The sequence below is a fragment of the Streptomyces sp. NPDC002130 genome (assembly GCF_040296465.1).
Lineage (GTDB): Bacteria > Actinomycetota > Actinomycetes > Streptomycetales > Streptomycetaceae > Streptomyces.
This window is the reverse complement of record NZ_JBEOXI010000003.1, coordinates 61306-87198: the sequence shown is the minus strand read 5'-3', so window position 1 is coordinate 87198 and position 25893 is coordinate 61306. Positions and strand designations below refer to the sequence as shown.

Here is a 25893-nt window from a genome sequence, read left to right as displayed (position 1 = left end):
ACGCGCATCTGCGGCGTTGTCGTCGGTCACCGACGCTCCGCGTCGACTCCCTCCTCCGCCTTGCAGCTCCACGCACCAGGCCCCGCTCACCGGCGTTCAAAGAATCCGCCGATTCCCTGCGGCCTGATCCAAACGACAGGCCCTAAGCCTTGCGGCGCCCTATCAGGTGCGGCTTGGCCTCTATCCCGTCCAGGCCGTGCCACGCCAGGTTCACCAGGTGCGCGGCCACCTCGGCCTTCTTCGGCCGGCGGACGTCCAGCCACCACTGGCCGGTCAGGGCGACCATGCCGACCAGGGCCTGGGCGTACAGCGGGGCCAGCTTCGGGTCGAAGCCGCGGCTCTTGAACTCGCGGCCCAGGATGTCCTCCACCTGGGTGGCGATGTCCGAGATCAGTGAGGCGAAGGAACCCGTCGACTGGGGGATGGGGGAGTCACGGACCAGGATGCGGAAACCGTCCGTGTACTCCTCGATGTAGTCCAGCAACGCGAACGCCGCCTGTTCGCAGAGTTCGCGCGGGTGACCGGCCGTGAGCGAACTGGTCACCATGTCCAGCAGGCGCCGCATCTCACGGTCCACCACGACCGCGTACAGCCCTTCCTTGCCGCCGAAGTGCTCGTACACCACCGGCTTGGACACCCCGGCCTTCGCCGCGATCTCCTCCACCGACGTGCCCTCGAACCCCTTCGCCGCGAAGAGCGTGCGACCGATCTCCAGCAGCTGCTGACGGCGCTCGGCACCGGTCATCCGGGTGCGACGCGCTCGCCGCGGCTTGTCATTGCCTGGGGTGCTGCTCGAGTCGGTCGCCACAGCGACCATCATGCCGCCTCGACGGGCTCCTTCCCGCGCGGGGAGCCGCCTTCCCCGGTGTTACGGCGCGAATCGATACGGGAGCGTGACGGCCACCGCACGTCGTACGCCCAGCCCGCCATCTCGAACCAGCGGATCAGGCGGGCGCTCGAATCGAGCTGGCCCCGCATCACCCCGTGCCGGGCGGACGTCGGGTCGGCATGGTGCAGGTTGTGCCAGGACTCACCGCAGGACAGGACCGCCAGCCACCACACGTTGCCCGAGCGGTCACGCGACTTGAACGGGCGCTTGCCGACCGCGTGGCAGATCGAGTTGATCGACCAGGTCACATGGTGCAGCAGAGCCACCCGGACCAGTGAACCCCAGAAGAACGCCGTGAACGCGCCCCACCAGGACATCGTCACCAGACCGCCGATCACCGCCGGCAACGCCAGCGACACGACCGTCCACAGCACGAACTGACGGGAGATGTTGCGGAGCGTCTTGTCCTTGATCAGGTCCGGCGCGTATTTCTCCTGCGACGTCTGCTCCTCGTCGAACATCCATCCGATGTGCGCCCACCACAGGCCCTTCATCAGGGCCGGGAGCGTCTCACCGAACCGCCACGGCGAGTGCGGGTCACCCTCCGCGTCGGAGAACTTGTGATGCTTGCGGTGGTCGGCCACCCAGCGCACCAGCGGGCCCTCGACCGCCATGGAACCCGCGATCGCCAGCGCGATCTTCAACGGCCGCTTGGCCTTGAAGGAACCATGCGTGAAGTGACGGTGGAAGCCGATCGTGATGCCGTGGCACCCGAGGTAGTAGAAGAAGACCAGCAGACCGAGGTCCAGCCAGCTCACCCCCCAGCCCCACGCCAGCGGCACAGCCGCCAGCAGCGCGAGGAACGGGACGGTGATGAAGAGGAGGAGGGCGATCTGCTCGATGGACCGCTTCTGCTCGCCGCCGAGCGTGGCCATGGCGGCGTCGGAGTCCTGACCGGGCGCCTTGGGAGCGTCCTCGATCACGTCGGAACTACTGGTCATACGCGTCCCCTGGGGGGTATGTGGATGGAGTGGGAGTGGCCGGGGCACGCGAACCGCGACGTGCTTCCTACGGTTCCGTAACCTACGGCATCGTAAGTATGGCAGTGCGTCGCCCGGCGGCAAGAGCCCGCGAGCCTGCGCGTCCCGGCCGACACCTATCCTGGAGTCGGTCGGACAGCGCGGTCCGCTCTGATTTCTTCCCGGATGTCCGATCTGTATGCGGCGCCCCGCCGCGCGAGACGCCGTCCGGGTTCCCCTCCCAGACGAGCTTCAACACTGCAAGGAGCCGCACCTGTGAGCAGTGCCGACGACCAGACCACGACGACGAGCAGCGAGCTGCGAGCCGACATCCGCCGGCTGGGCGACCTCCTCGGCGAGACCCTCGTCCGCCAAGAGGGCCCCGAGCTGCTGGAACTCGTCGAAAAGGTCCGCCGCCTCACCCGCGAGGACGGCGAGGCCGCCGCCGAGCTGCTGCGCGGCACCGAACTCGACACCGCGGCCAAGCTGGTCCGCGCCTTCTCCACCTACTTCCACCTGGCCAACGTCACCGAGCAGGTCCACCGCGGCCGCGAGCTGCGCGCCCGCCGCGCCGCCGAAGGCGGACTCCTCGCCCGTACGGCCGACCGGCTCAAGGACGCCGACCCCGAGCACCTGCGCGAGACGGTCCGCAACCTCAACGTCCGGCCCGTCTTCACGGCCCACCCCACCGAGGCCGCACGCCGCTCGGTGCTCAACAAGCTCCGCCGCATCGCCGCGCTCCTGGAAACCCCGGTCATCGAATCCGACCGGCGCCGTCTGGACATCCGCCTCGCCGAGAACATCGACCTCGTCTGGCAGACCGACGAACTGCGCGTGGTGCGCCCCGAGCCCGCCGACGAGGCCCGCAACGCCATCTACTACCTCGACGAGCTGCACGCGGGCGCCGTGGGCGACGTCCTGGAGGACCTCACCGCCGAGCTGGAGCGCGCCGGCGTCAAGCTCCCCGACGACACCCGCCCCCTCACCTTCGGCACCTGGATCGGCGGCGACCGCGACGGCAACCCCAACGTCACCCCCCAGGTGACCTGGGACGTCCTCATCCTCCAGCACGAACACGGCATCAACGACGCCCTGGAGACCATCGACGAACTCCGCGGCTTCCTGTCCAACTCCATCCGCTACGCCGGCGCCACCGAGGAACTCCTGACCTCCCTCCAGGCCGACCTGGACAACCTCCCCGAGATCAGCCCCCGCTACAAGCGCCTCAACGCCGAAGAGCCCTACCGGCTCAAGGCCACCTGCATCCGGCAGAAGCTCGAGAACACCAAGAAGCGCCTCGCCAAGGGCACCCCCCACGTGGCCGGCCGCGACTACCTCGGCACCGGCGAACTCCTCGCCGACCTGCGGATCATCCAGGCCTCCCTGCGCGAACACCGCGGCGGCCTCTTCGCCGACGGCCGCCTCGCCCGCACCATCCGCACCCTCGCAGCCTTCGGCCTCCAGCTCGCCACCATGGACGTCCGCGAACACGCCGACGCCCACCACCACGCCCTCGGCCAGCTCTTCGACCGGCTCGGCGAGGAATCCTGGCGCTACGCCGACATGCCCCGCGACTACCGCGCCAGGCTCCTCGCCAAGGAGCTCAGGTCCCGGCGGCCCCTCGCCCCGACCCCGGCCCCCGTCGACGCCCCCGGCGAGAAGACCCTCGGCGTCTTCGGCACCGTCAAGCGCGCCCTCGAAGTCTTCGGACCCGAGGTCATCGAGTCCTACATCATCTCCATGTGCCAGGGCGCCGACGACGTCTTCGCCGCCGCCGTCCTCGCCCGCGAGGCCGGACTCATCGACCTGCACGCCGGCTGGGCCAAGATCGGCATCGTGCCGCTCCTCGAAACCACCGACGAGCTCAAGGCCGCCGACACCATCCTCGAAGACATGCTCTCCGACCCCTCCTACCGGCGCCTCGTCGCGCTGCGCGGAGACGTCCAGGAGGTCATGCTCGGCTACTCCGACTCCTCCAAGTTCGGCGGCATCACCACCAGCCAGTGGGAGATCCACCGAGCCCAGCGCCGCCTGCGCGACGTCGCCCACCGCTACGGCGTACGCCTGCGCCTCTTCCACGGCCGCGGCGGCACCGTCGGCCGCGGCGGCGGCCCCACCCACGACGCCATCCTCGCCCAGCCCTGGGGCACCCTGGAGGGCGAGATCAAGGTGACCGAACAGGGCGAGGTCATCTCCGACAAGTACCTCATCCCGTCCCTGGCCCGGGAAAACCTGGAGCTGACCGTCGCGGCAACCCTCCAGGCGTCCGCCCTGCACACCGCCCCCCGCCAGTCCGGCGAGGCCCTCGCCCGCTGGGACGCCGCGATGGACGTCGTCTCCGACGCCGCCCACGCCGCATACCGCCGCCTCGTCGAGGACCCCGACCTGCCGACGTACTTCCTCGCGTCGACGCCGGTGGACCAGCTCGCCGACCTGCACCTGGGCTCCCGGCCCTCCCGCCGCCCCGGCTCCGGCGTCTCGCTCGACGGCCTGCGCGCCATCCCCTGGGTGTTCGGCTGGACGCAGTCCCGGCAGATCGTCCCCGGCTGGTTCGGCGTCGGCTCCGGCCTCAAGGCCCTGCGCGAGTCCGGCCTCGACACCGTCCTCGACGAGATGCACCAGCAGTGGCACTTCTTCCGCAACTTCATCTCCAACGTCGAGATGACCCTCGCCAAGACCGACCTGCGGATCGCCCAGCACTACGTGGACACCCTCGTCCCCGACGAGCTCAAGCACGTCTTCGACACCATCAAGGCCGAGCACGAACTGACCGTGCGTGAGGTGCTGCGGGTCACCGGCGAAGAGGAACTGCTCGACGCCGCACCCGCCCTGAAGCAGACGTTCGCCATCCGCGACGCCTACCTCGACCCCATCTCCTACCTCCAGGTCGCCCTGCTCAAGCGGCAGCGCGACGCCGCCGAAGCCGCCGAGCAGCCCGACCCGCTCCTCGCCCGCGCCCTCCTCCTCACCGTCAACGGCGTGGCAGCCGGCCTGCGCAACACCGGCTGAACCACCCCCGGACACGACCGTGCCCCCGAGCCCGTACAGGCTCGGGGGCACAGTGCCTTCCGGATCAGCCGCGGCCGGCCTTCCGGCGCCGCAGCACCAGGAACCCACCACACGCCACCAGCGCCGCCGCCACACCCGACAGCACACCCACCGGCGCCCCGTTGCCCGTGTCGGCGAGATCACCGTCGCCACCACCCCGTGCCGACGGCGACGAGGACGGCGACGCCGGCACACCCCCACCGGCCGACGCGCTCGGCGACGCCGACGCTCCCGGCTCACCCGACGGCGTCCCGGACACCCCCGGCGAAGGCGACGCGGACGCCGAACCCGACGGCGTCGAACCACCCGGCTCCTGCTCGTCCTCGCAGTCCGACCAGAACACCTTGTGCTTGGCGGACCCCTTCTCACCCTCGAACTTCCAGAACAACTTGTAATGCCCGTCGGCCAGCGACAGATCCTCCGTCCGGCCGTGACCCTCGGCGTCCAGCGTCAGCACACCGGACTCCACCGTCTCCCCCTTGTTCTCACTCGGAGGGATCGCGTCGATGTGCCAGTCCACCTTCTGACCACCGTCGAAACCGAAGGCGTCCAGGTAGAAGGCGCACACATGCGGCTCGTTACGGGTCAGCTCCTCATCCGTCGAGGCGTCATGGATCTTCACCGTGCCGTTGTCGCCGGGAGCAGTGGCGTGGGCGGCAGGAGCGAGCAGGAGGACCGCGGAAGCGGCTGCGCAGACAGCGCCAAAACGCGAGAGGGTTCGCATAACGGGTAGTCCATCTTCGAGAAGTGACCGAGAAGATGTGGAGGGGGCGGCTCAGCTTCCAGCCTCGCCCGGCAGCACGTCAATCACGAACACACAACGCTCGCCCCACCAAGAACAGAAAGCCCCTCCACGCAGAAGAGAACGCCCCAACCCCTCAGACGGCTACGAACACCGCCGTCAGCAACGCCACTCCCGACAACGCCATCACCCACGCCAACCGCGTCCGCAGCAGACCACCCGCCACCACGACCGACGCCAGCAACAACGCGCCACCCAACGGAACCCACGCGTACAGAACCCCCGCCGGACCCGAACGCACCGCGTCATCACCACCGGGCTTCACGACCACCGTGTAGGTCCGGCCCCGCTCCACCGCGACCGACTTCTCCAGCACCACCCGCGCCCGCGGCTGCGAACCCTCCGACAACGGCGTGAACCGGCCCCAGCACGTGTCCGCCCCGCACCGCACCACCTCGACCGTGCCCTGCTCCCGGCCCTTCGTCAGCATCACGTGCTGCGCCGTACCCCACGACGCCCACACCCCCGCGATGAGGATCAGCACCGCGACCGTGCCCATCGCCGCGAACCGCCCGAACCGCAGTACGACGGCCGAAACCCGGGACGAAGAGGGGGCAATGGCAGGCATGGCCGGGATCATTGGCCATGCCTGAACGGCCCGTCAACCTCGGTGGGTGACAAGTCAGGAGTTGTACGAGCTTTGCGCCCGCTCCAACCCCTCGATCACCAGACACTCCACCGCATCCGCCGCCCGGTCCACGAAGTAGTCCAGTTCCTTGCGCTCCGCCGACGAGAAATCCTTCAGCACGAAATCCGCCACCGGCATCCGCCCCGGCGGCCGCCCGATCCCGAACCGCACCCGGTGATACTCCGCACCGAACGCCTTCGTCATCGACTTCAGCCCGTTGTGCCCGTTGTCCCCGCCCCCCAGCTTCAGCCGCAGCACCCCGTAGTCGATGTCCAACTCGTCATGCACCGCCACCACATGATCCACCGGCACCTTGTAGAAATCCCGCAGCGCGTTCACCGGCCCACCCGACAGGTTCATGTACGACATCGGCTTCGCCAGAACCACCCGCCGGTTCAACGGCCCCGGCGGCCCGATCCGGCCCTCCACGACCTGAGCCTGCGCCCGCCCGGCCCGCTTGAACCTCCCCCCGACCCGGTCCGCCAGCAGATCGGCCACCATGAAACCCACGTTGTGCCGGTTCCCCGCATACTCCGGCCCCGGATTGCCCAGCCCCACGATCAGCCACGGAGCGGCCGCATCGGTCGTCACGTCCCTGTCTCCTTCATACGCGTCGGCCGCTGCCCCGCACGGGAACAGCGGCCGACGAAACGACGACGCAGAGGATCAGGCCTCGGCGGCCTCTTCACCCTCGGTCTCTTCGCCCTCGGCGGCCTCCTCGGCCTGCGCGGCCAGGACCTGCAGAACGACGGTGTCGTCCTCGACGGTCAGCGTCGTGCCCTTCGGCAGCTTGATGTCCTTCGCCAGGACGGAGTCACCCGCCGCCAGACCCTCGATGGAGACGGTCACCGACTCCGGGATGTGGGTCGCCTCGGCCTCGACCGGCAGCGCGTTCAGCACGTGCTCCAGCAGGAAGCCACCCGGGGCCAGCTCGCCCTCGGTGTGCACCGGGATCTCGACGGTGACCTGCTCGCCGCGCTTCACCAGCAGCAGGTCCACGTGCTCCAGGAAGCCCTTCAGCGGGTCACGCTGCACTGACTTCGGGATCGCCAGCTCGTTCGTCTTGCCGTCGATGTCCAGCGCGATCAGCACGTTCGGCGTACGCAGCGCCATCAGCAGGTCGTGACCCGGCAGGGTCAGGTGCAGCGGGTCCGAACCGTGCCCGTACAGGACACCCGGAACCTTGTCTTCACGACGGATACGGCGCGCGGCACCCTTGCCGAACTCGGTGCGCGTCGCGGCGGAGATCTTCACCTCGGACATAGTCACTCCTCGAAATCAGAACGGACGTGGTCACCCGGCCACGAACGGCCTGCTACGAAGAGCGCGTCGATAACGGACAACCGCATCCCGAAACGGAAACGGCCTCCCTCGCCGAGCAACTGCAGCAGTCTACTCGGAAGGGGAGGCCGCACCCAAAACGATCTACGCCGGCACCACCAGGTGCCTACTGCTCGTCGAACAGGCTCGTCACCGAACCGTCCTCGAACACCTCACGCACCGCACTCGCGATCGTCGGCGCGATCGACAGCACCGAGATCTTCTCCAGATCCCGGCTCAGCTCACCCGGCGTCGGCAGCGTGTCCGTGAACACGAACTCACTCACCCGCGAGTTCTTCAGCCGGTCCGCGGCCGGGCCCGACAGCACACCGTGCGTCGCCGTCACGATCACGTCCTCCGCACCGTGCGCGAACAGCGCGTCCGCCGCGGCACAGATCGTCCCACCGGTGTCGATCATGTCGTCCACCAGCACACACACGCGCCCCTTCACCTCACCCACGACCTCGTGGACGGTGACCTGGTTCGCCACATCCTTGTCACGCCGCTTGTGCACGATCGCCAGCGGCGCACCCAGCCGGTCGCACCAGCGGTCCGCGACCCGCACCCGGCCCGCGTCCGGCGACACGACCGTCAGCTTCTCCCGGTCCACCTTCCGGCCCACGTAGTCCGCCAGCAGCGGCAACGCGAACAGGTGATCCACCGGACCGTCGAAGAAGCCCTGGATCTGATCCGTGTGCAGATCCACGGTCAGGATCCGGTCCGCACCCGCGGTCTTCATCATGTCCGCGATCAGACGCGCCGAAATCGGTTCACGTCCACGGTGCTTCTTGTCCTGCCGCGCGTAACCGTAGAACGGCACGATCACCGTGATGGAGCGAGCCGACGCACGCTTCAGCGCGTCGATCATGATCAACTGCTCCATGATCCACTTGTTGATCGGAGCCGTGTGGCTCTGGATCAGGAAACAGTCGGCACCACGCGCCGACTCCTGATAACGCACATAGATCTCACCGTTGGCGAAGTCGAAGGCCTTCGTCGGGACAACCCCGACACCCAGCTGTTGGGCGACCTCCTCCGCAAGCTCGGGGTGGGCGCGGCCGGAGAAGAACATCAACTTCTTCTCGCCGGTCGTCTTGATCCCGGTCACAGCACTGTCTCCTCAGAGGTGTCGCAGCTGGGTGTCGAGAGACCTCGCAGCCGGCTTGCCGGAGGCCGTCTCAGCTGGTGGGGGTGCGGGTGTGCACTTATCACCGTACGCCGTGTTTGAGGCATCGGTTTCCGGTCAGCCCTCGTCGGCCGACTCCCGGGAAGCCGCCTCAGCCGCCTTCGCGGCCGCACTCCCCGGACGCTTCCGAGCCACCCAACCCTCGATATTCCGCTGCTGACCACGGGCCACGGCCAACGAACCCGCCGGCACATCCTTCGTGATCACCGACCCCGCAGCGGTGTACGCACCGTCCCCCACCGTGACAGGCGCCACAAACATGTTGTCCGAGCCCGTCCGGCAATGCGAACCGATGGTCGTGTGGTGCTTCTCCTGCCCGTCGTAGTTCACGAACACGCTCGCGGCACCGATGTTGGTCTGCTCACCGATCGTCGCGTCCCCCACGTACGACAGGTGCGGCACCTTCGTCCCGTCCCCGATCGACGCGTTCTTCGTCTCCACGTACGTCCCGATCTTGCCCTTCACGCCGAGCCGCGTCCCCGGACGCAGATACGCGAACGGCCCCACCGTCGCCTCCGCACCGACCTCGGCGCCTGCGGCCACGGTGTTGTCCACCCGCGCACCCGCACCCACCCGGGTGTCGGTCAGCCGCGAGTTGGGCCCGACCTCCGCGCCCTCCGCCAGGTGCGTCGCGCCGTGCAGCTGCGTGCCCGGGTGGACGACGGCGTCCTGCTCGAAGGTCACGGTCACGTCGATCCAGGTCGTCGCCGGATCGATCACCGTCACACCGGCCAGCATCGCCTCGGTCAGCAACCGGTCGTTCAGGATCCGCCGCGCCTCCGACAACTGCACACGGTTGTTGATCCCGGCGATCTCACGATGGTCACCGGCCACCGACGCCCCCACCCGATGCCCCGCCTCGCGCAGGATCCCGAGCACATCGGTCAGGTACTCCTCGCCCTGACTGTTGTCCGTCCGCACCTTCTTCAGCGCGTCCGCAAGCAACGGGCCGTCGAACGCGAACACACCCGAGTTGATCTCACGGATCGACCGCTGCGCGTCGGTGGCGTCCTTGTGCTCGACGATCGCGGTGACGGCCCCGGTGGCGTCGTCCCGGACGATCCGCCCGTACCCCGTCGCGTCCGGCACCTCGGCGGTCAGCACGGTGACCGCGTTGCCGTCGGCGGAATGCGTCTCGGCGAGGGCCCGCAGAGTGGCGCCCGTCAGCAGGGGGGTGTCCCCACACACGACCACGACGGTCCCGTCGACGGACCCGCCCAGCTCCTCCAGACCCATCCGCACGGCATGCCCGGTGCCGTTCTGCTCGGCCTGTACGGCAGTGCGCACGTCGGGGGCGATCTCACCGAGATGGGCGGTGACCTTCTCACGGGCATGGCCGACCACGACGACCAGATGCTCGGGCTGCAGCTCGCCGGCGGAGGCGAGGACATGACCCACGAGACTGCGACCGCAGAGCTCGTGCAGGACCTTGGGTGTGGCCGACTTCATACGGGTGCCCTCACCCGCTGCAAGAACGACGACGGCTGCCGGGCGGTTGGCGCTCACGGGATGCCCTTCGGCTGTGGATGGGGTGGGGTGACATCCGCAGGATACCGGGGGGTTTTGTGGGGGGCATGGGTGCGGGTCCCGACCGGGAGTTTGTCGGTCAGGACCCGAACTGAGGTTGTGCCTTCTGTGGCTCCCGGGGAAGGAATCGAACCCTCATTCAAGAGACCAAAACTCTTTGTCCTACCATTAGACGACCCGGGATGGTTCGCCCACTATGTCCGATTATCTAGATCGGCTGCAGGTGCAGCGCCTACTATGCCGTACCAGGCGCCTTCCATGCGACGGTACAACTCGGCGCTCTTGGGGACGTAGATGGCCAAGCAGCCTCGATAGGAGTCGCCGACGTTCTTCCGAACTGTTTTCGGATTGTGCTTCTTGAGCGTTGTGCGTTGGAAGGCTGAGGCGTCCACGCCGACAAGCTTGGCCCAGTAGAGCTCGGCTTCCGTCGCGTCTGCCGACTCGTGGATGTACACGCGGAATCGGAGGCGCTCGCGCTCGACGCCCTGCGAGTCGAGCCAGCGCAGGTAAAAGCCGATGACGTTCGGGTCGCTGTTGATGAACTGGAGGTTCTCGCGGCGTTGTCGGCCGTGCGCCTTGTCCTTGGCGCCCTCGGCCCAGTAGAGGACGACTCCCGCCAGGAACAGCTCTCGCTGGGAGAGCTCGCCGATCGCCTGCTTGGCGGCCGCCTTGGTCTGCTGCCGTTCCTCGTCGCGTACGGCCAGTTCGTGCTCCCACCTCCGTTGCGCTGCCAGCTTCGCTTGCTCCGTCGGGTCGCGTCGCTCTGGCTTCGGCAGGTCCCGTACCCACAATGAGATCGAACTCTTCGAGCACCCCAGCTCGACCTGGATCTGGTCGTACGTCCACCCCTGGAGTCGGAGCTCCCTGGCCTTCTCCCTGAGGTCGTCCTTCGCGCGGGGGCGCTTCGTCCAGGCCGGGGGCGGTTCGCCCTTGATCAATTGGTTGAGGATGTCGTTGTTGAAGATCTTCAGTTCGTCGCGGATCTGGCGGAGGCTGAGGCCCTGCCGGCGCAGCGCCACTGCCTTCTCTCGCAGTCCCTCGAAGTCCGCGTACTTGCCAGCTGCATGTGTCATATGCATACCGTCCGGGCGGAATGGTGGACTCCGGGGTCGAACGGTGTGCGATTCAGCAGTTCGAGGGATATCGGGTGGTATCGCAGCCGAACGGTCACGGAGTGTGGTGTAGGCCAGTCCGGGAAATGCGACGGAAAACCGGCGGGGGCCGCCCGTAGGCTGGGAAGCATGACCGCGACGGGGGAAGAGCATGTGACGGCCCGGGGAGGGCCTTGGTGGTGGGCCAGGCGGCGTAGTGCCGTGTTCGATGTGAGCCTGGCCGTGGTGTCCGCGCTGGAGTGCGCGCTGGAGGGGATCCCGTTCGCGCGGGATGCGGGGATCCCGGTGGCCGTGGGGGTCGTCTTCGGGCTGTTGGCCGGTTCCGTGCTGGTCGTGCGGCGGCGGTGGCCGATCGCGGTGGTGCTGGTGTCGATCGCCATCACGCCGGCCGAGATGGGCTTCCTGATGGGCGTCGTCGGCCTGTACACGCTGGCCGCGGCGGAGCTGCCCCGGCGGATCATCGGCTCGCTGGCGGGGATGTCACTGGTGGGGACGCTGATCGTGACGTTCGTGAAGACGCAGCAGGACATGTCGCGGGGGGATCTGGAGATAGGGGACTGGTTCGTCCCCTTCGCCGCGATCACGATGTCGCTGGGGTTCACGGCGCCTCCGGTGCTGCTGGGTCTGTATGTGGGGGCGCGGCGGCGGCTGATGGAGAGCCTGCGGGAGCGGGCGGACAGTCTGGAGCGGGAGCTTCAGTTGCTGGCGGAGCGGGCGGAGGAGCGGGCCGAGTGGGCCCGGAGCGAGGAGCGGACGCGGATCGCGCGGGAGATGCACGATGTGGTCGCGCATCGGGTGAGTCTGATGGTGGTGCATGCGGCGGCGTTGCAGGCGGTGGCGCGGAAGGATCCGGAGAAGGCCGTCAAGAACGCCGCTTTGGTGGGGGACATGGGGCGGCAGGCGCTGACGGAGCTGCGGGAGATGCTCGGGGTGCTGCGCAGTGGTGGGGACGGGCTGCGTGAGCGTGCGGCGTCGGTGCCGGCGTCGGCATCGGCGGCAGTGCCGTTGGCGGCGGTGGGGGTGGCTGCGGCTGCGGCGGCCTCTCGGGTGGCGGACGACGAGGGTCCGTGTCTGGCGGAGATCGAGGAGCTGGTGGGGCAGTCGGCTGCTGCGGGGATGGTGGTGGCGCTGTCGGTGGAGGGGGATGTGCGGTCGTATGCGCCGCTGGTGGAGCAGACGGCGTATCGGGTGGTGCAGGAGGCGTTGACGAACGTCCACAAGCACGCGGCCGGGGCGAAGACGTATGTGCGCTTGGCGCATCGGGTGTCGGAGATCGCCATGCAGGTGGAGAACGAGCCTGCTGAGGAGGCGGCGTCGTCGGCCGGTTTGCCGTCCGGGGGGAACGGGCTGGTGGGGATGAGGGAGCGGGTTTCGGCGTTGGGTGGGGTGTTTGTGTCGGGGCCGACGGAGGCGGGGGGTTTTCGGGTGTCGGCGGTGATTCCGGCGTCGTAGCCCGTCCGGCCGGGGTCGGCCCGCGGTCAGCCGGTGGTGAGGCGTGGGGGTGCGGTGCCGGCGATGAGGGTGGCGAGGGCTTGGTCGATGTCGGGGCCGAGGTACCAGTCGCCGGTGTGGTCGAGGGTGTAGACGCGGCCGTCGGTGTCGATGGCGAGGAGGGCTTGGCTGTCGGTTTCGGCGCCGAGGGGGCAGACGTCGGTGCCGAGGGCGCGGCCGAGGTCGCCGAGGGTGCGGGCCATGTGGAGGCCGTGCAGTGGGTCGAGGTGGAGGGTTGCGGGGGCGACCTGGCGGCCGGGGCCGGTGGGAGTGATGTGGAGTCCTCCGAATTCGGCCCAGGCCTCGACGGCGGCGGGGAAGACGGTGTGGCGGTGGCCTGCCGGGGAGGCGTGGTCGCGCAGGGCGTCGGCCCAGATCTCGGCTTGTTTGATGTCCCAGCGTCCGGGTTGCCAGCCGGCGGCGCGCAGGGCGGCGTCGACGGGTACGGCGAAGCGGGTGCTGGAGGTGCGGTCGGTGTGCATCTGCCCTTCGTCTCGTCGAGGTCATGGGGTGGCGCGGGTGTGTGCGGGCGCGCCGGTTGGGTGGCGGTGCGGTGTGGGGGTGGGGGGCGTCAGTTGTTCTGGGACGCCGGGTCGACTATGCGGACGCCGAAGTGGGCGCTGAGCGCGGTGCAGGCGCGGCAGGGGGTGGCGAAGCTGCCGTGGAGGGGGTCGCCGTCTTCGCGGATGCGTCGGGCGGTGAGTTTGGCCTGCTTGAGGGCTTTGCGTGCTTCGCCGTTGGTCATGGGTTTGCGTGCGGCGCGTTTGCTGCGGGCGGCGTCGGCGGCGGCGATGTGGCGGGAGATGAGGATGGTTTCGGCGCAGCGGCCGGTGTAGCGGTCGCGTTGGGCGCTGGGGAGGGTGTCGAGGAAGTCCTGGACGAGGGGGTGCAGGGCGGGGGGTGTGTCGGCGCGGGCGGCGGTGCCGGTGAGGGTGGCGCCGCGGACGGAGAGGGCGGCGGCGACGGTGGGGAGGATGCCGTCGCGGCGGTGCCGGAGGGCGGGGGCGTGGGTGGTTTCGGTGGTGCTCCAGCCGATGCGGGGGTCGCCGCCTCTGGGGTCGCCGTTTCGGGGCTCGGCGTTTCGCGGGTCGCCGGCCAGGGGGCCGGTGTCGCGGCTGCCGCCTCTGGGGTCGCCGTTTCGTGGGTCGGCGGACCTGCCGGTGTGTGGTCCCGTCTGCGTCGCGTTCATGATCGTCTTCCCCTCCGTGCATCCCCCCGGGGGTCACAGACTGCCAAATGGCGTGGCTGGTGCGGAAGCTGGGGCGCGGCGACACGCCCGTAGCGGGGTGTGCCGTCACGGTGGGGTGACGGCTGGTCACGGAAGCGGAGGGGGTGCCGGCCGGTGCCCGGTGACCGGTGTCGTCGTACCGCATAGGCTGTCGGCACCGTGGGCGATGCGGTGATCCGTTCGGGGTTCGATGCAGTGAACCGGAGGGGGGATCCGTGAGGTCGGCGCGTGCGGTGAAGTGCAGAGAAGTCGAAACAGCAGACGTGACAGTCGATACGGGTCGTAGTGCACCGAGGGTGGTCAATACGGGTCGTACAGAGTGCCGCAGGGGGCAACCGCCATGACGACAGGTCGGCTCGGGCAGCAAGCCGCGCCGCCGAACGCGGCCTACGCCGGGCAGGTCGTGCATTTCCCGGATCCGGTCCGGGCGGCCCGTCACCCGAGAGGGGTACGGGTCGACGAGCGCGGTTACCCCGACTTCTCGGCTTACGCGCGGGCGGCCGCGGAGATCGCGGAGCCGCCGGAGGGTTTCGGTGTCGACGAGTTGCGGCTGACGGATTACGTGTCGGCGAACACGGCGTTGTCGGCGTCGGGGCACGAGTTGTGGGACACGGTGCCTGCGGTGGCGACGCCGCACGGCTGGACGTGGCACCACGTGGTGGGCACGCGGCGGCTGGAGCTGGTCCCGGTCGAGGTGAAGGCGCTGCTGCGGCATCACGGGGGTGTGGCGACGTCGGGTGTCGACCATTCCAAGCGTGGCACGCGGCCGTTGCAGGAGACGCGTCCGGCGCACTTCGGGCTGCCGAAGTCGGGTGTGGCGGTGACGGAGTCGCAGGTGCAGGGCGTGGAGGAGGACCTCGGCTACCGGTTGCCGGGTGCGTACCGGTCGTTCCTGAAGGCGGCGGGTGGTTGCGCGCCGGTGGGTGCGGCGTTGGACGCGGAGCTGGGGTTGCTGGTGGACCAGCCGTTCTTCACGGTGCGCGACGAGGCGGCGGTCAATGACCTGGTGTACGTCAACAAGTGTCTGCGTGACCATCTGACCAAGGACTATCTGGGGATCGCGTTCGTCCAGGGCGGGCTGCTGGCCGTGAAGGTGAAGGGCGAGCGGATCGGTTCGGTGTGGTTCTGCGCGTACGACGACGCGCGGGACGTGGATCCCTCGGTGCCGCCCGCGGAGCGGGTGGAGCGGTTGCTGCTGCCGTGCGGGGACGACTTCGACGTCTTCCTGTCGCGGCTGGCGGGCAATCCGCCGGAGTTGGAGACGGTGGCGAACCTGATGGTGGACGGCGGGTTCGCGCGTGTGGTGCCGGTGGGCGCGGTGTCGTCCTCGGTTGTGGGGGAGTGAGGTCGGCGATGGTGACCTTCGCGCAGGCGCAGGAGCGCGCGGAAGAGTGGATCAACGGGGATGTGCCGTCGTACCAGCATCGTGAGGTGCGGGTGCGGGAGTTCGACCTCGGGTTCGTGGTGTGGGCCGAGGACCGGGCGGACGGGCCGCGCTCGGACGGTGGTGCGCAGCGGCTGGTGATCGCGCGGGACAGCGGTGAGGCGTCGTTGTGGCCGGGTTTGCCGGTGGGTGAGGTGATCCGCCGGTACGAGGAGGAGTACGGCCGTCCGGACGCGGCGGACGAGCCGGCCTCGGCGGCGCCCGCGGCGCGGGTGGATCTGAACCAGACGTCGTTCCTGCTGACTCCGCCGGAGTGGCTGCAGGACGCGGCGGACAAGCTGGGGATTCCGGATCGGCGGGGTGCGGGTGCTGGGGCCGGGGCGCGGGCGGCTTCTGCTGCTGGGGAGCCGGATTCCGGGTCTGCTGCCGGTCCTGGTTCCGGCCAGGGCTCTGCTTCCGGTCCGGTGGCCGGCGGGGGCTCGGTGACTCCTGCGCAGGGTGCGCCCGCCGCGCCGGGGAGTGGTGCGTCGTGGCCGGCGGCCGTGGGCGAGGACTCCGGGGCCGGACCGGGTGCTTCCGGGGCTCCGGCGGTGCCGGGTGCGTCGGATGTGTCCGGTGTCCCGGCGGGGGCGACGCCCTGGGCCGGTACGGACACCACTGCGGACGCGGGTGACGACCGTTCCGTGCCGCTGCCGGCGACGGTCTTCGCGCCGCCGCTGAGCGAGGCCGACGGCGATGTTCCGCCGCCTTCGACGACGCCCGAGGCCAAGACGACTCTGATGTCGGGTGGCAGCCGGCTTCCGCCGACGGCGCTGTCGCCGGCGGTCGACGACCCGAACGCGCAGGGCCCGGGAGCGGCGCCCGCGCCTGGTGGCCCGGGGTACGGCTATCCGGCAGCGCCGGGAGGTGCTCCGGGGGCGCCGGGGACCCCGCCCGGTGGTGTGCCGCACGGCCGCACGCCTCCGCCAGTGCCCGGTGGACAGCCGTACGGCTATCCGCAGCAGCCGGGGAGCACGCCGCCGCAGGGGAGTACCCCCCCGCCGGCCGCCGCGCCGGGTGGGGCCCCGTACGGGTACCCGCAGGGGGCGGTCGGCGCTGCCGGTTCCGGTCCCGCTGGTCCTGGTCCTGCCGGTGCTGGTCCCGCCGGGGTGCCGCAGCCGCCTGCCGGGCCGGGGGCCGCGGCGAACGCCGGGGACATCGCCGACGCCGCGACCAGCAAGGCGGCTCCGCCGCCCGGTCGCCGGGGCGCGGGTCCGTCCACTCCGCCCCCTCCGGGGGCCCCGGGGACGCCCGGTGCTCAGCGGGGCAGTACGCCGCCGCCGTCCGGGCCCGGGGCGTCGGGCACTCCCGCGGGCGGGTACGTCCCCACGCAGATGGTGTCGGCGCTCGGGCCCGAGGGTCCGGGTGGGCCCGGGGCCTCTTCGGGTGCGGGCGTGCCGATGCCGCCGCCCGGTGCCCCCGGTGTTCCGGGCGCGCCCGGCGTTCCGCAGGCGGGCCCGGGTGCTCCTGGCGCTCCCGGCACGCCGAACCAGCCCGGCACGCCGAACCAGCCCGGCACGCCGAACCAGCCCGGTCCTCCGGGCGCGCCGCAGCCTCCGGGCGCCCCGGGCGGTACGCCGCCCGGCGGTGTCCACCACGCCGCCACGATGCTCGCCGACCCCGGCCGGATGGGCCCGGGCGCGCCGCAGCCGCCGGGACCGCCGGGAGCTCCTGGCGCGCCCCAGCCTCCGGGTGCTCCCAACCCGCCTGGTGCGCCTGGCGTTCCGCGGCCTCCGGGTGCCCCGGGCGGTACGCCGTCCGGCGGCCCGGGGCCCGTGCATCACGCGGAGACCATGCTGGCCGCGCCCCCGGCGGGCGGGCCCGGCGTGCCTCCGCCGCCGCAGGCCCCCGGCGCACCACCGGCCGCCCCGGGTGCTGCCCCGGGCTTCCCTGGTACGCCCGGCGCGCAGCCGGTGCCGCCGGGGATGCCGGGGGCGGTGCCGCCCGGTATGCAGCCCGGCGCCATGCCTCCCGGTGCCATGCCTCCGGGCGCCATGCCGCCGCCCGGCCGGCCCGGGCCCGGGCAGCCGCCGGCGTACGGCTATCCGCAGCAGCCCACCGGGCAGCCGACCGTCGGCCCCGGCTACCAGGCCGTGCTGCGCTACCGCGCGCAGGACGGTTCCGAGCAGCAGCTGATCCGGCGTTCGGCGCCGGGCACGCCGCACCCGGAGTGGCAGATCTTCCACGAGCTGCGGGCCATGAACGTGCCCCCGGACCAGGTGCTGGAGCTGCACACCGAGCTGGAGTCGTGCGAGCTGCCGGGTGCGTACTGCGCGCGGATGATCCGGGAGCAGTGGCCGCAGGCGCGGATCACGAGCATCGCGCCGTACGGCACGGACCACGCGAGCCGGCAGCAGGGCATGCAGCAGCTGCTGGCGCACCAGGGCGAGTTGCACCAGGTGGCGGACGGCCCGGCGCGTCCGGCTCCGGTGCGTGCCCCGCTGCCGCCGGTGCAGGCGGCTCCGCCGATCCCGCCGGAGGCCATCGGGCAGGAGCTGGGGGCCGCGTTCGGGCCGGGGGTGTTCCGCTTCGAGCAGGCCGCCGTGTCGCGGCAGGGTGTGCCGCCGATCGTGGCGCACACGCTGGTGGCGGCCGGACTGCCGATGGACATGGGCCCGTTCTTCTGGGCGCAGGCACAGCCGGGGCGGCCCGTTCCGACGCTGGCGGAGCTGGCGGCCGAGCGCGGTGTGCAGCCGGCCTCGGACGCGGGTTCCTATCTGGTGATGGGCAGCGACTTCGGCAAGGCGATCTGCGTGCAGTACGGCACGGCGAACATCGTCGCCGTGCCGGTGGAGGCCGGGCCGGGCGGGGCGCCCGTACCGCCGCAGTTCGTGAACACCGGGCTGCCGGAGTTCGCCCGCTGCCTCGCGCTGCTCGGGCGGATGTGGCGGCTGCGGTTCGGCCTGAACCAGGAGCAGGCGGGCCGCTGGACCGTCGACTTCCAGGCCCAGCTGGCCGCGCTCGACCCGGCGGCGCTGGGCTCGCCGGAGAGCTGGTGGTCGGTCCTGCTGGAGGAGATGTGGGACGGACTGCTGTGACGCGTCGCCGCTGACGTGCCGTAAGGAGCCGGGTTCGGTCGCTCGCACGACCGGGCCCGGCTCTTTCGTGCCCGTGGTGAGAAAAAACTTCCGCCGGGCTGTCACACGTCCCTCCGCCGTTCCGTCAGTGCAGTGACAGCGACGCACCGCCGACTCAGGAGGCAGAGATCATGCAGGCACGGATGACGAACCCGGCGTATGTCCTTTCCGGCGCGATGAAGGGCATCGGCACCCTCCTCCAGGCGATCGGCGAGGGCGGTCTGGCGCAGGACGTGGCGGAGATCGTCGGGCTGCGCGCCAGTCAGATCAACGGCTGCGGGGCCTGCGTGCACGGTCACGTCGCCAATCTCCGTAAGAACGGGGTGAGCGAGGAGCGCATCGCGGCCGTCGCCGCCTGGCGGCACGCGCCCTTCTTCTCGGACGCCGAGCGGGCCGCGCTGAAGCTGACGGAGGCGATGACGAGGCTGTCCGACCTCTCGGGGGAGTCGGTTTCGGACGCGCTGTGGGACGAGGTGGCCGACCACTTCGACGAGAAGGAACTCTCCGCGCTGATCCTCACCGTCGCGGTCACCAACATGTTCAACCGCATCAACACGACCATTCAGGAGCCCGCGGGCACCAACTGGGGCTGACGGTGTACGGCCCGGCCGTGGTTCCGTGACCTCCGTGCGGAGTGTCGCGTTATGAACGCTTCCGTCTGATCCACCAAGATGTGCGCGAAATCATCCCATTTCTAGCGCGACGTCACATCGGTGTGGTGGAGAGGGGTCCGCATGAGCGGCACGACGGTGTCACCGCACGGCTTCACGGCCGTGCGGGGGCGCGGCTACCGTCCCGAGCAGGTCGACCAGTACGCCGAGGCCCTCTCCGCGGACCGGGACGCGGCCTGGGAGAGGGCAGCCCGGCTGACGGTGCTCGCCCGACAGATGGACGAGGAGCTGGGGCGGCTGCGCGAGGCCGTGGGCCGACTGGCCCCGCAGCACTACGAGACGCTGGGCGAGCGGGCCCGGCGGCTCTTCGAACTCGCCGAACAGGAGGCCGCGTCCGTACGGGAAGGGGCACGCGCGGAGGCGCTGCACCTCCTGGACGGGGCTCGGGCGTCCGCGGCCGACGTGCGCGAGTCCGCCCGGACGCACGCCGATGCCGTACGCGCCGATGCCGACGAACGCGTCCGGCAGCGGCTGCTCGCCGCGCACGCCGAGGCCGACGAGATCCTGGACGCGGCCCGGCGTGCGGCGCAGGAGGAGCGGGGCGAGGCGCTGGCCGCGATGCGGGAGATGCAGCAGCGCACTTCCGGGATGCTGGCCGAGCAGGACAAGGAGCGCGCCGAGCGGTGGGCGGAGACGGAACGGGCGGAGGCCGCCGGGGAGGCAGCGTTCGACGCCGATTACAAGCAGGCGTTGACGGCCGCCCAGGACGCGTTGTCCGAGGCCGAGCAGGCCGTTGCCGACGCGGGAGCATCCGCCCAGGACCTGGAGGACGAAGCCAAGGCCCACGCGGCGGAGTTGCTCGCCCAGGCTCGCGAGCACGTGGAGACCGTGGAGGAGGAGACGGACCGGCTCCTCCGCGAACACGCCGAGCAGCGAGACGACGCCCGGGCCCACATCGACCACGTCCACGCCAGTCTGACGGACTGGGCGGGGCGGGCGGCGGCCGAGTGACGCCGGCGACCGGTGGAACGGGCGGCGCCGCCGCACTGCCCGTCGTACGCGACGCCCACAGCCCGCGTCACCAGCCCGCGCCACCGGTCCCGCGTCCGCAGCTCGGCCTGCGGCCCGCGTCAGCCGCAGCCACGGCCGGCAGCCCGTAGCCGCAGCCACGGCCGGCAGCCCGTAGCCGCAGCCACGGCCGGCAGCCCGCGTCCGCAAAGCCCCAGTCCGCGTCCGCAGTCCGCAGTCCGCAGTCCGCAGCCGCAGCCGCAGCCACGGCCGCAGCCACGGCCGCAGCCACGGCCGGCAGTCCGCGTCCGCAGCAGCAGCCGCAGCCCGCGTCCGCAGCCACGGCCGGCAGTTCGCGTCCGCAGTCCGCAGTTCGCGTCCGCAGTCCGCAGTCCGCAGTCCGCAGTCCGCAGTCCGCAGTCCGCAGCAGCAGCAGCCCGCGTCCGCAGCCACGGCCGGCAGTCCGCGTCCGCAGCCGCAGCCACGGCCGCAGCCACGGCCGCAGCCACGGTCGGCAGTCCGCGTCCGCAGTCCGCAGCAGCAGCAGCAGCCCGCGTCCGCAGCCACGGCCGGCAGTCCGCGTCCGCAGCAACAGCCACGGCCGGCAGTCCGCGTCCGCAGTCCGCAGCAGCAGCCACGGCCGGCAGTCCGCGTCCGCAGCAGCAGCCACGGCCGGCAGTCCGCGTCCGCAGCTGCAGTCCGCGTCCGCAGCCCGCGTCCGCGTCCGCAGTCCCCGCCCGCTCCCGCGGCTCGCCCCGCGCGTCGTCGCGTGACGTGTCGTCGGGGCCGGGCGGGGGCGGACCGGCCGTGTCCGCCGCCCGGCCCCCGCCCGACCGACCGGCGGCACCGCATGCCCCGTCGGCTGCCGGACCGTCCGTGTCAATGGTCCCTTCGGGCCGCGCCGGCCAGGATCCAGCCCTCCACTGCCTCGTACTGGTGGCGCTGTTCCTCCGACTTCCGATGGCCGGAGGCCATCGTGCCCAGCCAGCCGCAGGCGAAGCCCAGGGGTATGGAGAGCAGGCCGGTGGTGGTGAACGGGAACCAGTTGAAGTCGGCCTCGGGGAAGGCCGAGACCGGTGAGCCGGAGACCAGATTGGTGCCCGGCATCAGCAGCAGGACGGCCAGGGAGCCGCCGATGAGGGTGCTGAGCAGGCCCGTTCGTGTGAAGCGACGCCAGAAGAGGCTGTAGACCAGCGCGGGCGCGATGGCCGAAGCGCCCAGGCAGAAGGACAGTGTCACCAGCGGTTGGAGGCTGCGATGCTGGACCTGGGTGGCCAGCACGATCGCGGGGAGGCCCACGGCCAGGGCCGACAGTCGCGCCACGGCCATCTCACGGCGCGGTGACATCTCCTGCACCCGGGCCGCGAACACGTCGTGCGCGAGGGAGTTGGCACAGGCCAGGATCATGCCGGCGACGGAGGCGAGCAGCGTGAGGAAGACCGCCGTCGTGACGGTCGTGAACAGCAACGTCTCCGCCGCCGACACCTCCGCTCCGAACGCCGCCTGCGATCCCAGCAGATACGCCGTGTTGCCCTGCGGGTCGACCTGCGCGATCAGCTCCCGTCCGACCAGCGCGGTCGCGCCGAAGCCGACGACCGTGATGACGAGGACGAACAGCGCCACACCCGACACCGCCCAGGACATCGAGCGCCGTACCTGCCGGGCGCTGGAGGCCGTGTACATGCGCATGGTGACGTGCGGCAGCACACCACCGCCGAGGACGACCGTCAGTTGCGCGGTGATCATGTCCAGGTCGGGACTGGGACCGCCGGCGAACTGCAGACCCGAGGACAGGAACGTCGAGCCCACGCCGCTGTTCTGGGCGGCCGCGCCGAACAGTGCGCCCGGGTCCCAGTCGAACCGGTTCAGGATCAGCACCGCGACCACCAGGCCGGAGCCGAGCAGCATCACGATCTTCAGGATCTGGATGAGGGCGGTGCCCTTCATGCCGCCGATCGCCGCGTAGCTGATCATCAGCGCGCCCACGCCGATGATGCAGCCCGTCTGCAGTGACTCACCGGAGAAGCCGAGGATGAACGCCATCAGCTGCCCCGTCCCCGCCAACTGCACGAGCATCAGCGGCAGCAGCGCCGCCAGCGTCACCGCGCAGGCCGCGATACGGACACCGCGTCCGGGCATGCGCCGGGTCAGCGCGTCGCCCATGGTGAACCGGCCCGCGTTGCGCAGCGGTTCGGCCAGCAGGAACATCAGCAGCATCAGCGACAGGGCCGTACTCAGCGCCAGCACCACCCCGTCGTAGCCGAAGAGCGCGATGACGCCGCCGGTGCCGAGGACGGTCGCGGCGGAGATGTAGTCGCCGGCGATCGCCAGGCCGTTGCGCATGGGCGACAGGGAGCTGTAGCCGGTGTAGAACTCGTCCAGGTCGTCCCGGTCCGGGCCGGTCATCACGCACAGCAGCAGCGTGATCGTGGCGACGGCGGAGAAGCCGACCAGGGACATCGTCTGGGCGTTACCACTGAAATCGGTGGTCATCGGGCCCGCTCCCGCTTCACGTCCAGCTCGGCCAGCTTGCGTATCCGGTCCGCGATCGGGTCGACGCGGCGGCGGGCCGTCTGCTCGTACAGGGCGATCGCCAGCCAGGTCACGGGGACCTGGATGAGCGCGAGCAGCAGTCCGGTGGGCAGGCCGTCGGTGACGGTGTTCGTCATGAACGACGGCGCGAACGCCGACAGGATCAGGAAGAGGACGAAGTAACCGAGCGCCGTGAGCGTGGCCACGCGCCGCTGCCAGCGGTAGGCGCTGCGCAGGACCCGCAGGTCGCTGTGGTGCCCGAGCGCGGCGTGGCGCTGGGGACGCCGTCCGGCCGGTTCCGGCGCCTCCTGCTGGGCCCAGGGGTGGGCCTCGTAGGCGTCGTAGGTGCCGTACGTGTACGTGTACGGGTCGTAGGGCGGGGGCGGATCGGGTGGTCGGTACGGGTGGGACGGGGACGGGTCGTAGGACATCCCGGTACTCCTTGCGAGGGTGGGATCCGGTGCGGCGGGCCGCAGGGAGGTGGGGGGCGGGAGCCACGCACGCTACTTCGGAGTAGGGGTCCTGCGCGAGGGTTTCGGCAAACTGATCGGTCGGTATGCGCTTACCTTTCCGACCTGGGGTGTTACCCGCGTTAACTCAGTCTTTTCGCAATTCCCGGTGGATCACGTGAGGTGGATCAGCGCCACGGACGCCGGTATGTCGGTGCGGTCGTCGAGCATCGCCCGGAAGGCCAGTCGCCGGTCGACCCGGCGCGGCACGGAACGGCCCGCGAGGAGCGTGAAGTTGATGCCGACGCGACCTCCGGCCGGCACGAGGGTGCGCGTCTCCCGCTCCGCCCGCACCGTCCACCCGCCGCCCACCGGCCCTGCCGAGAGGGTCACCTGGCGTGCCCTGTCGCCGAAGTTGTAGACGTCGACGGTCATACGGGTGCGGCGGCCGAGGCGGTAGCCGTGCGGCGGGGGCGCGTCCCCGTCCTCCTTGCCGGGGGCGGCGTTGCGGGCGGGGAAGCGCTGGGCGAGGACGATGTGCTCGGCGGGGGAGAGCGGAGCCCTCGGCCGGGGGAGGGGCTGCTGTGAGGCGGCCGTGTGTGCGGGGGACGTGATGTACAGCGGGTCGCGTGAGGCGGTCACCGGCCTCCCTGTGGGAAGACGCCGGCCCATGATGTCGTAGGCCGTCCCCGCCGGGCACCGCTCCCAGCGCACGGGCCGCTCCGCCCAGGCCACCGTGACCCGCTCGCCGCGACCGTTGTCGAAGACGAACCCCTGGACACCGTCCGGCAGCAGGGGCGCGGGGCCCGTGAAGTGGGCCGCGCCGAGCAGTGAGGTGAGGGCCGCGAACGCGCTGTAGGCGGGCAGGGGGCGGAATTCGCGGTCGAGGAGCCCGAAGTAGACGCCGTCGTCGTGCAGCGGTGGACCCGCGAACCAGAACTGCCGGTCGTTTCCCGCCGCCAGCCCCTCCACCATCGAACGCACCACGTACCGCGCCTGCTCGATCTCCTGCTCCGGGGTCAGGTCCGTGCGCGGCCGCGCCTTCTGGAACGCACCGCACTCCGTCATCCACAGCGGTATGTCCGCCTTGTGCCGGCGGGCCAGTTCGTGCTGTTCGTCCGCTGCGCCGGGGAAGCGGGGTTCGCCCGGCTCGGTGGGATCCGGGTAGCCGTGGAAGGCCCAGGCGTCGGCGTACCGCACGACGTCGTTGGCGAGCATCAGGTCCTGGAACGGGCCCCTCTGCGCGATGCCGGGCAGAACGACGAGGCAGGGTTCGCGCGCGTCCCTGATGCCGAGTGCGGCGGCCTTCACGAACGCGGCGTGGGCGTCTGCGGTGCTGCGGGTGGTGTCGACGTCCGGTTCGTTCGACAGCTGGAGCGCCTCGGGGGCGGCGGCCGCGAGGCGCCGGGCGTAGCGGTAGGCGTGCCGTAGATCCGCCGGGAGGGGCAGTGAGGCGCCGGTCATGGACCACTCGGGGGCGGCGGAGAGCACGTCGAGGACGGCCAGGCCGTGCGCGCGCAGGGTGCCCGTGCGGCGGTCGTGGTGGCCGGTGTCGTACACGCCCGGTGCCGGCTCGGCCGCGGGCCAGGACCGGCCGTCGCGTACCCAGCCCGCTCCCATGTCCCGCAGGGCCGAGGCGAAGTCCGCCAGCCGGGACGGCGGGACGAGGGAGGACGCCCAGACGTTCACGCCGAAACGGCCGGCCGGGCCGGTGACGGCGGGTCGTGCCGGCAGGCACGCGAACGCGCCCGTCACACCGTCCGCCGTCACGCGGTAGTGGCCCGGGGGGAGCGCGGGCAGGGTGACCGTCGCGCCCACGTCACCCGCGGCGACGGCGGCGTGGCCGACCGCCACACGGTGGCCGTGGTAGTCGCTCACGACGTACCGCACGCGATGGGCACGCGGGGCGTGCCCGTCGAGGGTCAGACGCAGCCGTGCCCGTTCGCCTTCGCGGTGCCGGGGGACCGACAGTTCGCGCAGGGCCGGGCCGGCATCCCGGTGGCGCAGGGTGAAGCGGTCCAGAGCCAGGACGTAGGCCGTCGTGTCGTCCAGGACGACCGGTTCGGTGACGCGGAAGGTGAGTGTGTCGGCGCCGCCCCGCAGTTCGACCGGGCCCAGGTCCAGCTCGGACAGGTCTCCCCAGCCGGGCCGTGACTCGTACCAGTGCGGTTGCGAGCACGCGATCTCGGTGAAGGGGCCCTCGTTCACGGACAGGTGCAGATAGGAGGCCACGGCCTCGGTGTGCGGCGTCTCGACCGGCGCCGTGGCCAGCGCGGTCAGCGCGTACACCCCGGCCCGAGGGGCGCGCACCGCGTATGTCGCGTACCAGCCGGTTCGCGCAGGGGGTTTCCGCGTCGTCCGTAACCTCAGATACCGGCCTCCGGAGGCCCGGCGGTCCCTCACCACCGGGATGTTCGTCCGCACCGCGGACTCGCCCTGCACCGTCACCGTCGTGTGCGCGGCCGACCGGGCGGTACCGCCGCTCATCGCCGTCGCCGCCATCGCCCCGAGCCCCGCTGTCATTGCCGTGCGCCTGTTGAAGTCCATGCCACCAGCAGACACGCACGGCCCGTCACTCCGCGTCACCCGTAAGAGTGTGCGAA

General features: G+C 71.0%; 21 protein-coding genes and 1 tRNA gene. 6 read left to right on the top strand and 16 right to left on the bottom strand.

The features are described from left to right. Positions 1-142: 142 nt before the first annotated feature. Positions 143-820: a TetR/AcrR family transcriptional regulator gene (locus tag ABT116_RS01245; protein WP_062927311.1), complete on the bottom strand. Its 678-nt coding sequence runs from the start codon at positions 818-820 to the stop codon at positions 143-145. After that, complete coding sequence (locus ABT116_RS01240; protein ID WP_351626089.1) at positions 817-1830, bottom strand: acyl-CoA desaturase; 1014 nt, start codon at positions 1828-1830, stop codon at positions 817-819. The genes ABT116_RS01245 and ABT116_RS01240 overlap by 4 nt, the downstream gene beginning before the upstream one ends. Before the next feature lie 294 nt (positions 1831-2124). Here ABT116_RS01240 and ppc point away from each other — a divergent pair, with 294 nt between their 5' ends. Beyond that, positions 2125-4857: a phosphoenolpyruvate carboxylase gene (gene ppc, locus ABT116_RS01235; RefSeq protein ID WP_351626086.1), complete on the top strand. Its 2733-nt coding sequence runs from the start codon at positions 2125-2127 to the stop codon at positions 4855-4857. Positions 4858-4921: 64 nt separating this feature from the next. Here the strand turns inward: ppc and ABT116_RS01230 are convergent, their stop codons facing one another. The 8 genes from ABT116_RS01230 to ABT116_RS01195 all read right to left on the bottom strand — a co-directional run bounded on the left by ABT116_RS01230 (position 4922) and on the right by ABT116_RS01195 (position 11432). Continuing rightward, complete coding sequence (locus tag ABT116_RS01230) at positions 4922-5620, bottom strand: LPXTG cell wall anchor domain-containing protein (protein WP_351626083.1); 699 nt, start codon at positions 5618-5620, stop codon at positions 4922-4924. A gap of 154 nt (positions 5621-5774) precedes the next feature. After that, positions 5775-6266 carry a hypothetical protein gene (locus ABT116_RS01225; protein WP_502983802.1) on the bottom strand — a complete coding sequence of 164 codons (492 nt, stop codon included), beginning with the start codon at positions 6264-6266 and terminating at the stop codon, positions 5775-5777. 54 nt (positions 6267-6320) lie between these two features. Next, positions 6321-6917 (bottom strand): aminoacyl-tRNA hydrolase, encoded by a 597-nt coding sequence (gene pth, locus ABT116_RS01220; protein WP_351626079.1) that lies wholly within the window; start codon positions 6915-6917, stop codon positions 6321-6323. 75 nt (positions 6918-6992) lie between these two features. Further along, positions 6993-7589: a 50S ribosomal protein L25/general stress protein Ctc gene (locus ABT116_RS01215; RefSeq protein WP_351626076.1), complete on the bottom strand. Its 597-nt coding sequence runs from the start codon at positions 7587-7589 to the stop codon at positions 6993-6995. A 184-nt stretch (positions 7590-7773) separates the two neighbouring features. Next, positions 7774-8754 (bottom strand): ribose-phosphate diphosphokinase, encoded by a 981-nt coding sequence (locus tag ABT116_RS01210; RefSeq protein WP_033312075.1) that lies wholly within the window; start codon positions 8752-8754, stop codon positions 7774-7776. 135 nt (positions 8755-8889) lie between these two features. Beyond that, positions 8890-10338, bottom strand: coding sequence for a bifunctional UDP-N-acetylglucosamine diphosphorylase/glucosamine-1-phosphate N-acetyltransferase GlmU (gene glmU, locus ABT116_RS01205; protein ID WP_351626073.1), 1449 nt, complete (start codon positions 10336-10338; stop codon positions 8890-8892). Between the two features lie 130 nt (positions 10339-10468). Further along, a tRNA-Gln gene (locus tag ABT116_RS01200) sits at positions 10469-10542 on the bottom strand. 11 nt (positions 10543-10553) lie between these two features. Further along, the gene (locus tag ABT116_RS01195; protein WP_351626070.1) at positions 10554-11432 is read right to left on the bottom strand and encodes a hypothetical protein; all 879 of its coding nucleotides are present in this window, start codon (positions 11430-11432) and stop codon (positions 10554-10556) included. A gap of 168 nt (positions 11433-11600) precedes the next feature. On the opposite strand from ABT116_RS01195, the gene ABT116_RS01190 reads away from it, so the two are divergent. Further along, complete coding sequence (locus ABT116_RS01190) at positions 11601-12923, top strand: sensor histidine kinase (RefSeq protein WP_351626067.1); 1323 nt, start codon at positions 11601-11603, stop codon at positions 12921-12923. 26 nt (positions 12924-12949) lie between these two features. Here the strand turns inward: ABT116_RS01190 and ABT116_RS01185 are convergent, their stop codons facing one another. Together ABT116_RS01185 and ABT116_RS01180 are read right to left on the bottom strand one after the other, a co-directional pair. Further along, entirely contained in the window at positions 12950-13444 is a 495-nt protein-coding gene (locus tag ABT116_RS01185; protein ID WP_351626064.1) for an SUKH-3 domain-containing protein, read from the bottom strand. A gap of 89 nt (positions 13445-13533) precedes the next feature. Continuing rightward, positions 13534-14151 carry a YwqJ-related putative deaminase gene (locus ABT116_RS01180; RefSeq protein WP_351626062.1) on the bottom strand — a complete coding sequence of 206 codons (618 nt, stop codon included), beginning with the start codon at positions 14149-14151 and terminating at the stop codon, positions 13534-13536. A gap of 379 nt (positions 14152-14530) precedes the next feature. Here ABT116_RS01180 and ABT116_RS01175 point away from each other — a divergent pair, with 379 nt between their 5' ends. From ABT116_RS01175 to ABT116_RS01160, 4 genes are all read left to right on the top strand, one after another. Beyond that, positions 14531-15535, top strand: a complete 1005-nt coding sequence (locus ABT116_RS01175; RefSeq protein ID WP_351626059.1) for an SMI1/KNR4 family protein — start codon at positions 14531-14533, stop codon at positions 15533-15535. An 8-nt stretch (positions 15536-15543) separates the two neighbouring features. Then, the gene (locus ABT116_RS01170; RefSeq protein ID WP_351626057.1) at positions 15544-18651 is read left to right on the top strand and encodes an SUKH-4 family immunity protein; all 3108 of its coding nucleotides are present in this window, start codon (positions 15544-15546) and stop codon (positions 18649-18651) included. A gap of 170 nt (positions 18652-18821) precedes the next feature. Beyond that, a complete protein-coding gene (locus ABT116_RS01165) occupies positions 18822-19283 on the top strand; it encodes a carboxymuconolactone decarboxylase family protein (protein ID WP_351626054.1) in 462 nt (153 codons plus the stop codon). Positions 19284-19424: 141 nt separating this feature from the next. Further along, positions 19425-20312, top strand: a complete 888-nt coding sequence (locus tag ABT116_RS01160; protein WP_351626051.1) for a cellulose-binding protein — start codon at positions 19425-19427, stop codon at positions 20310-20312. Between the two features lie 67 nt (positions 20313-20379). Here the strand turns inward: ABT116_RS01160 and ABT116_RS01155 are convergent, their stop codons facing one another. The 4 genes from ABT116_RS01155 to ABT116_RS01140 form a co-directional block, all read right to left on the bottom strand. Further along, positions 20380-20979 (bottom strand): hypothetical protein, encoded by a 600-nt coding sequence (locus tag ABT116_RS01155; protein WP_351626049.1) that lies wholly within the window; start codon positions 20977-20979, stop codon positions 20380-20382. A 209-nt stretch (positions 20980-21188) separates the two neighbouring features. After that, a complete protein-coding gene (locus tag ABT116_RS01150) occupies positions 21189-22802 on the bottom strand; it encodes a sodium/solute symporter (protein ID WP_351626046.1) in 1614 nt (537 codons plus the stop codon). After that, a complete protein-coding gene (locus ABT116_RS01145) occupies positions 22799-23272 on the bottom strand; it encodes a DUF485 domain-containing protein (protein WP_351626043.1) in 474 nt (157 codons plus the stop codon). The genes ABT116_RS01150 and ABT116_RS01145 overlap by 4 nt, the downstream gene beginning before the upstream one ends. A 192-nt stretch (positions 23273-23464) precedes the next feature. Beyond that, positions 23465-25837, bottom strand: a complete 2373-nt coding sequence (locus ABT116_RS01140) for a hypothetical protein (protein ID WP_351626040.1) — start codon at positions 25835-25837, stop codon at positions 23465-23467. Positions 25838-25893: the final 56 nt, after the last annotated feature.

Bases quoted from the DNA above. Each gene is read 5' to 3' on its own strand.
- ABT116_RS01180 (WP_351626062.1), bottom strand. From the start codon at position 14,151: ATGAACGCGACGCAGACGGGACCACACACCGGCAGGTCCGCCGACCCA.
- ABT116_RS01175 (WP_351626059.1), top strand. From the start codon at position 14,531: ATGACGACAGGTCGGCTCGGGCAGCAAGCCGCGCCGCCGAACGCGGCC.
- ABT116_RS01225 (WP_502983802.1), bottom strand. From the start codon at position 6,266: ATGCCTGCCATTGCCCCCTCTTCGTCCCGGGTTTCGGCCGTCGTACTG.
- ABT116_RS01230 (WP_351626083.1), bottom strand. From the start codon at position 5,620: ATGCGAACCCTCTCGCGTTTTGGCGCTGTCTGCGCAGCCGCTTCCGCG.
- ABT116_RS01160 (WP_351626051.1), top strand. From the start codon at position 19,425: ATGAGCGGCACGACGGTGTCACCGCACGGCTTCACGGCCGTGCGGGGG.
- ABT116_RS01190 (WP_351626067.1), top strand. From the start codon at position 11,601: ATGACCGCGACGGGGGAAGAGCATGTGACGGCCCGGGGAGGGCCTTGG.
- ABT116_RS01195 (WP_351626070.1), bottom strand. From the start codon at position 11,432: ATGACACATGCAGCTGGCAAGTACGCGGACTTCGAGGGACTGCGAGAG.
- ABT116_RS01150 (WP_351626046.1), bottom strand. From the start codon at position 22,802: ATGACCACCGATTTCAGTGGTAACGCCCAGACGATGTCCCTGGTCGGC.
- ABT116_RS01145 (WP_351626043.1), bottom strand. From the start codon at position 23,272: ATGTCCTACGACCCGTCCCCGTCCCACCCGTACCGACCACCCGATCCG.
- ABT116_RS01185 (WP_351626064.1), bottom strand. From the start codon at position 13,444: ATGCACACCGACCGCACCTCCAGCACCCGCTTCGCCGTACCCGTCGAC.
- ABT116_RS01240 (WP_351626089.1), bottom strand. From the start codon at position 1,830: ATGACCAGTAGTTCCGACGTGATCGAGGACGCTCCCAAGGCGCCCGGT.
- ABT116_RS01170 (WP_351626057.1), top strand. From the start codon at position 15,544: ATGGTGACCTTCGCGCAGGCGCAGGAGCGCGCGGAAGAGTGGATCAAC.
- ABT116_RS01140 (WP_351626040.1), bottom strand. From the start codon at position 25,837: ATGGACTTCAACAGGCGCACGGCAATGACAGCGGGGCTCGGGGCGATG.
- ABT116_RS01165 (WP_351626054.1), top strand. From the start codon at position 18,822: ATGCAGGCACGGATGACGAACCCGGCGTATGTCCTTTCCGGCGCGATG.
- ABT116_RS01215 (WP_351626076.1), bottom strand. From the start codon at position 7,589: ATGTCCGAGGTGAAGATCTCCGCCGCGACGCGCACCGAGTTCGGCAAG.
- ABT116_RS01245 (WP_062927311.1), bottom strand. From the start codon at position 820: ATGATGGTCGCTGTGGCGACCGACTCGAGCAGCACCCCAGGCAATGAC.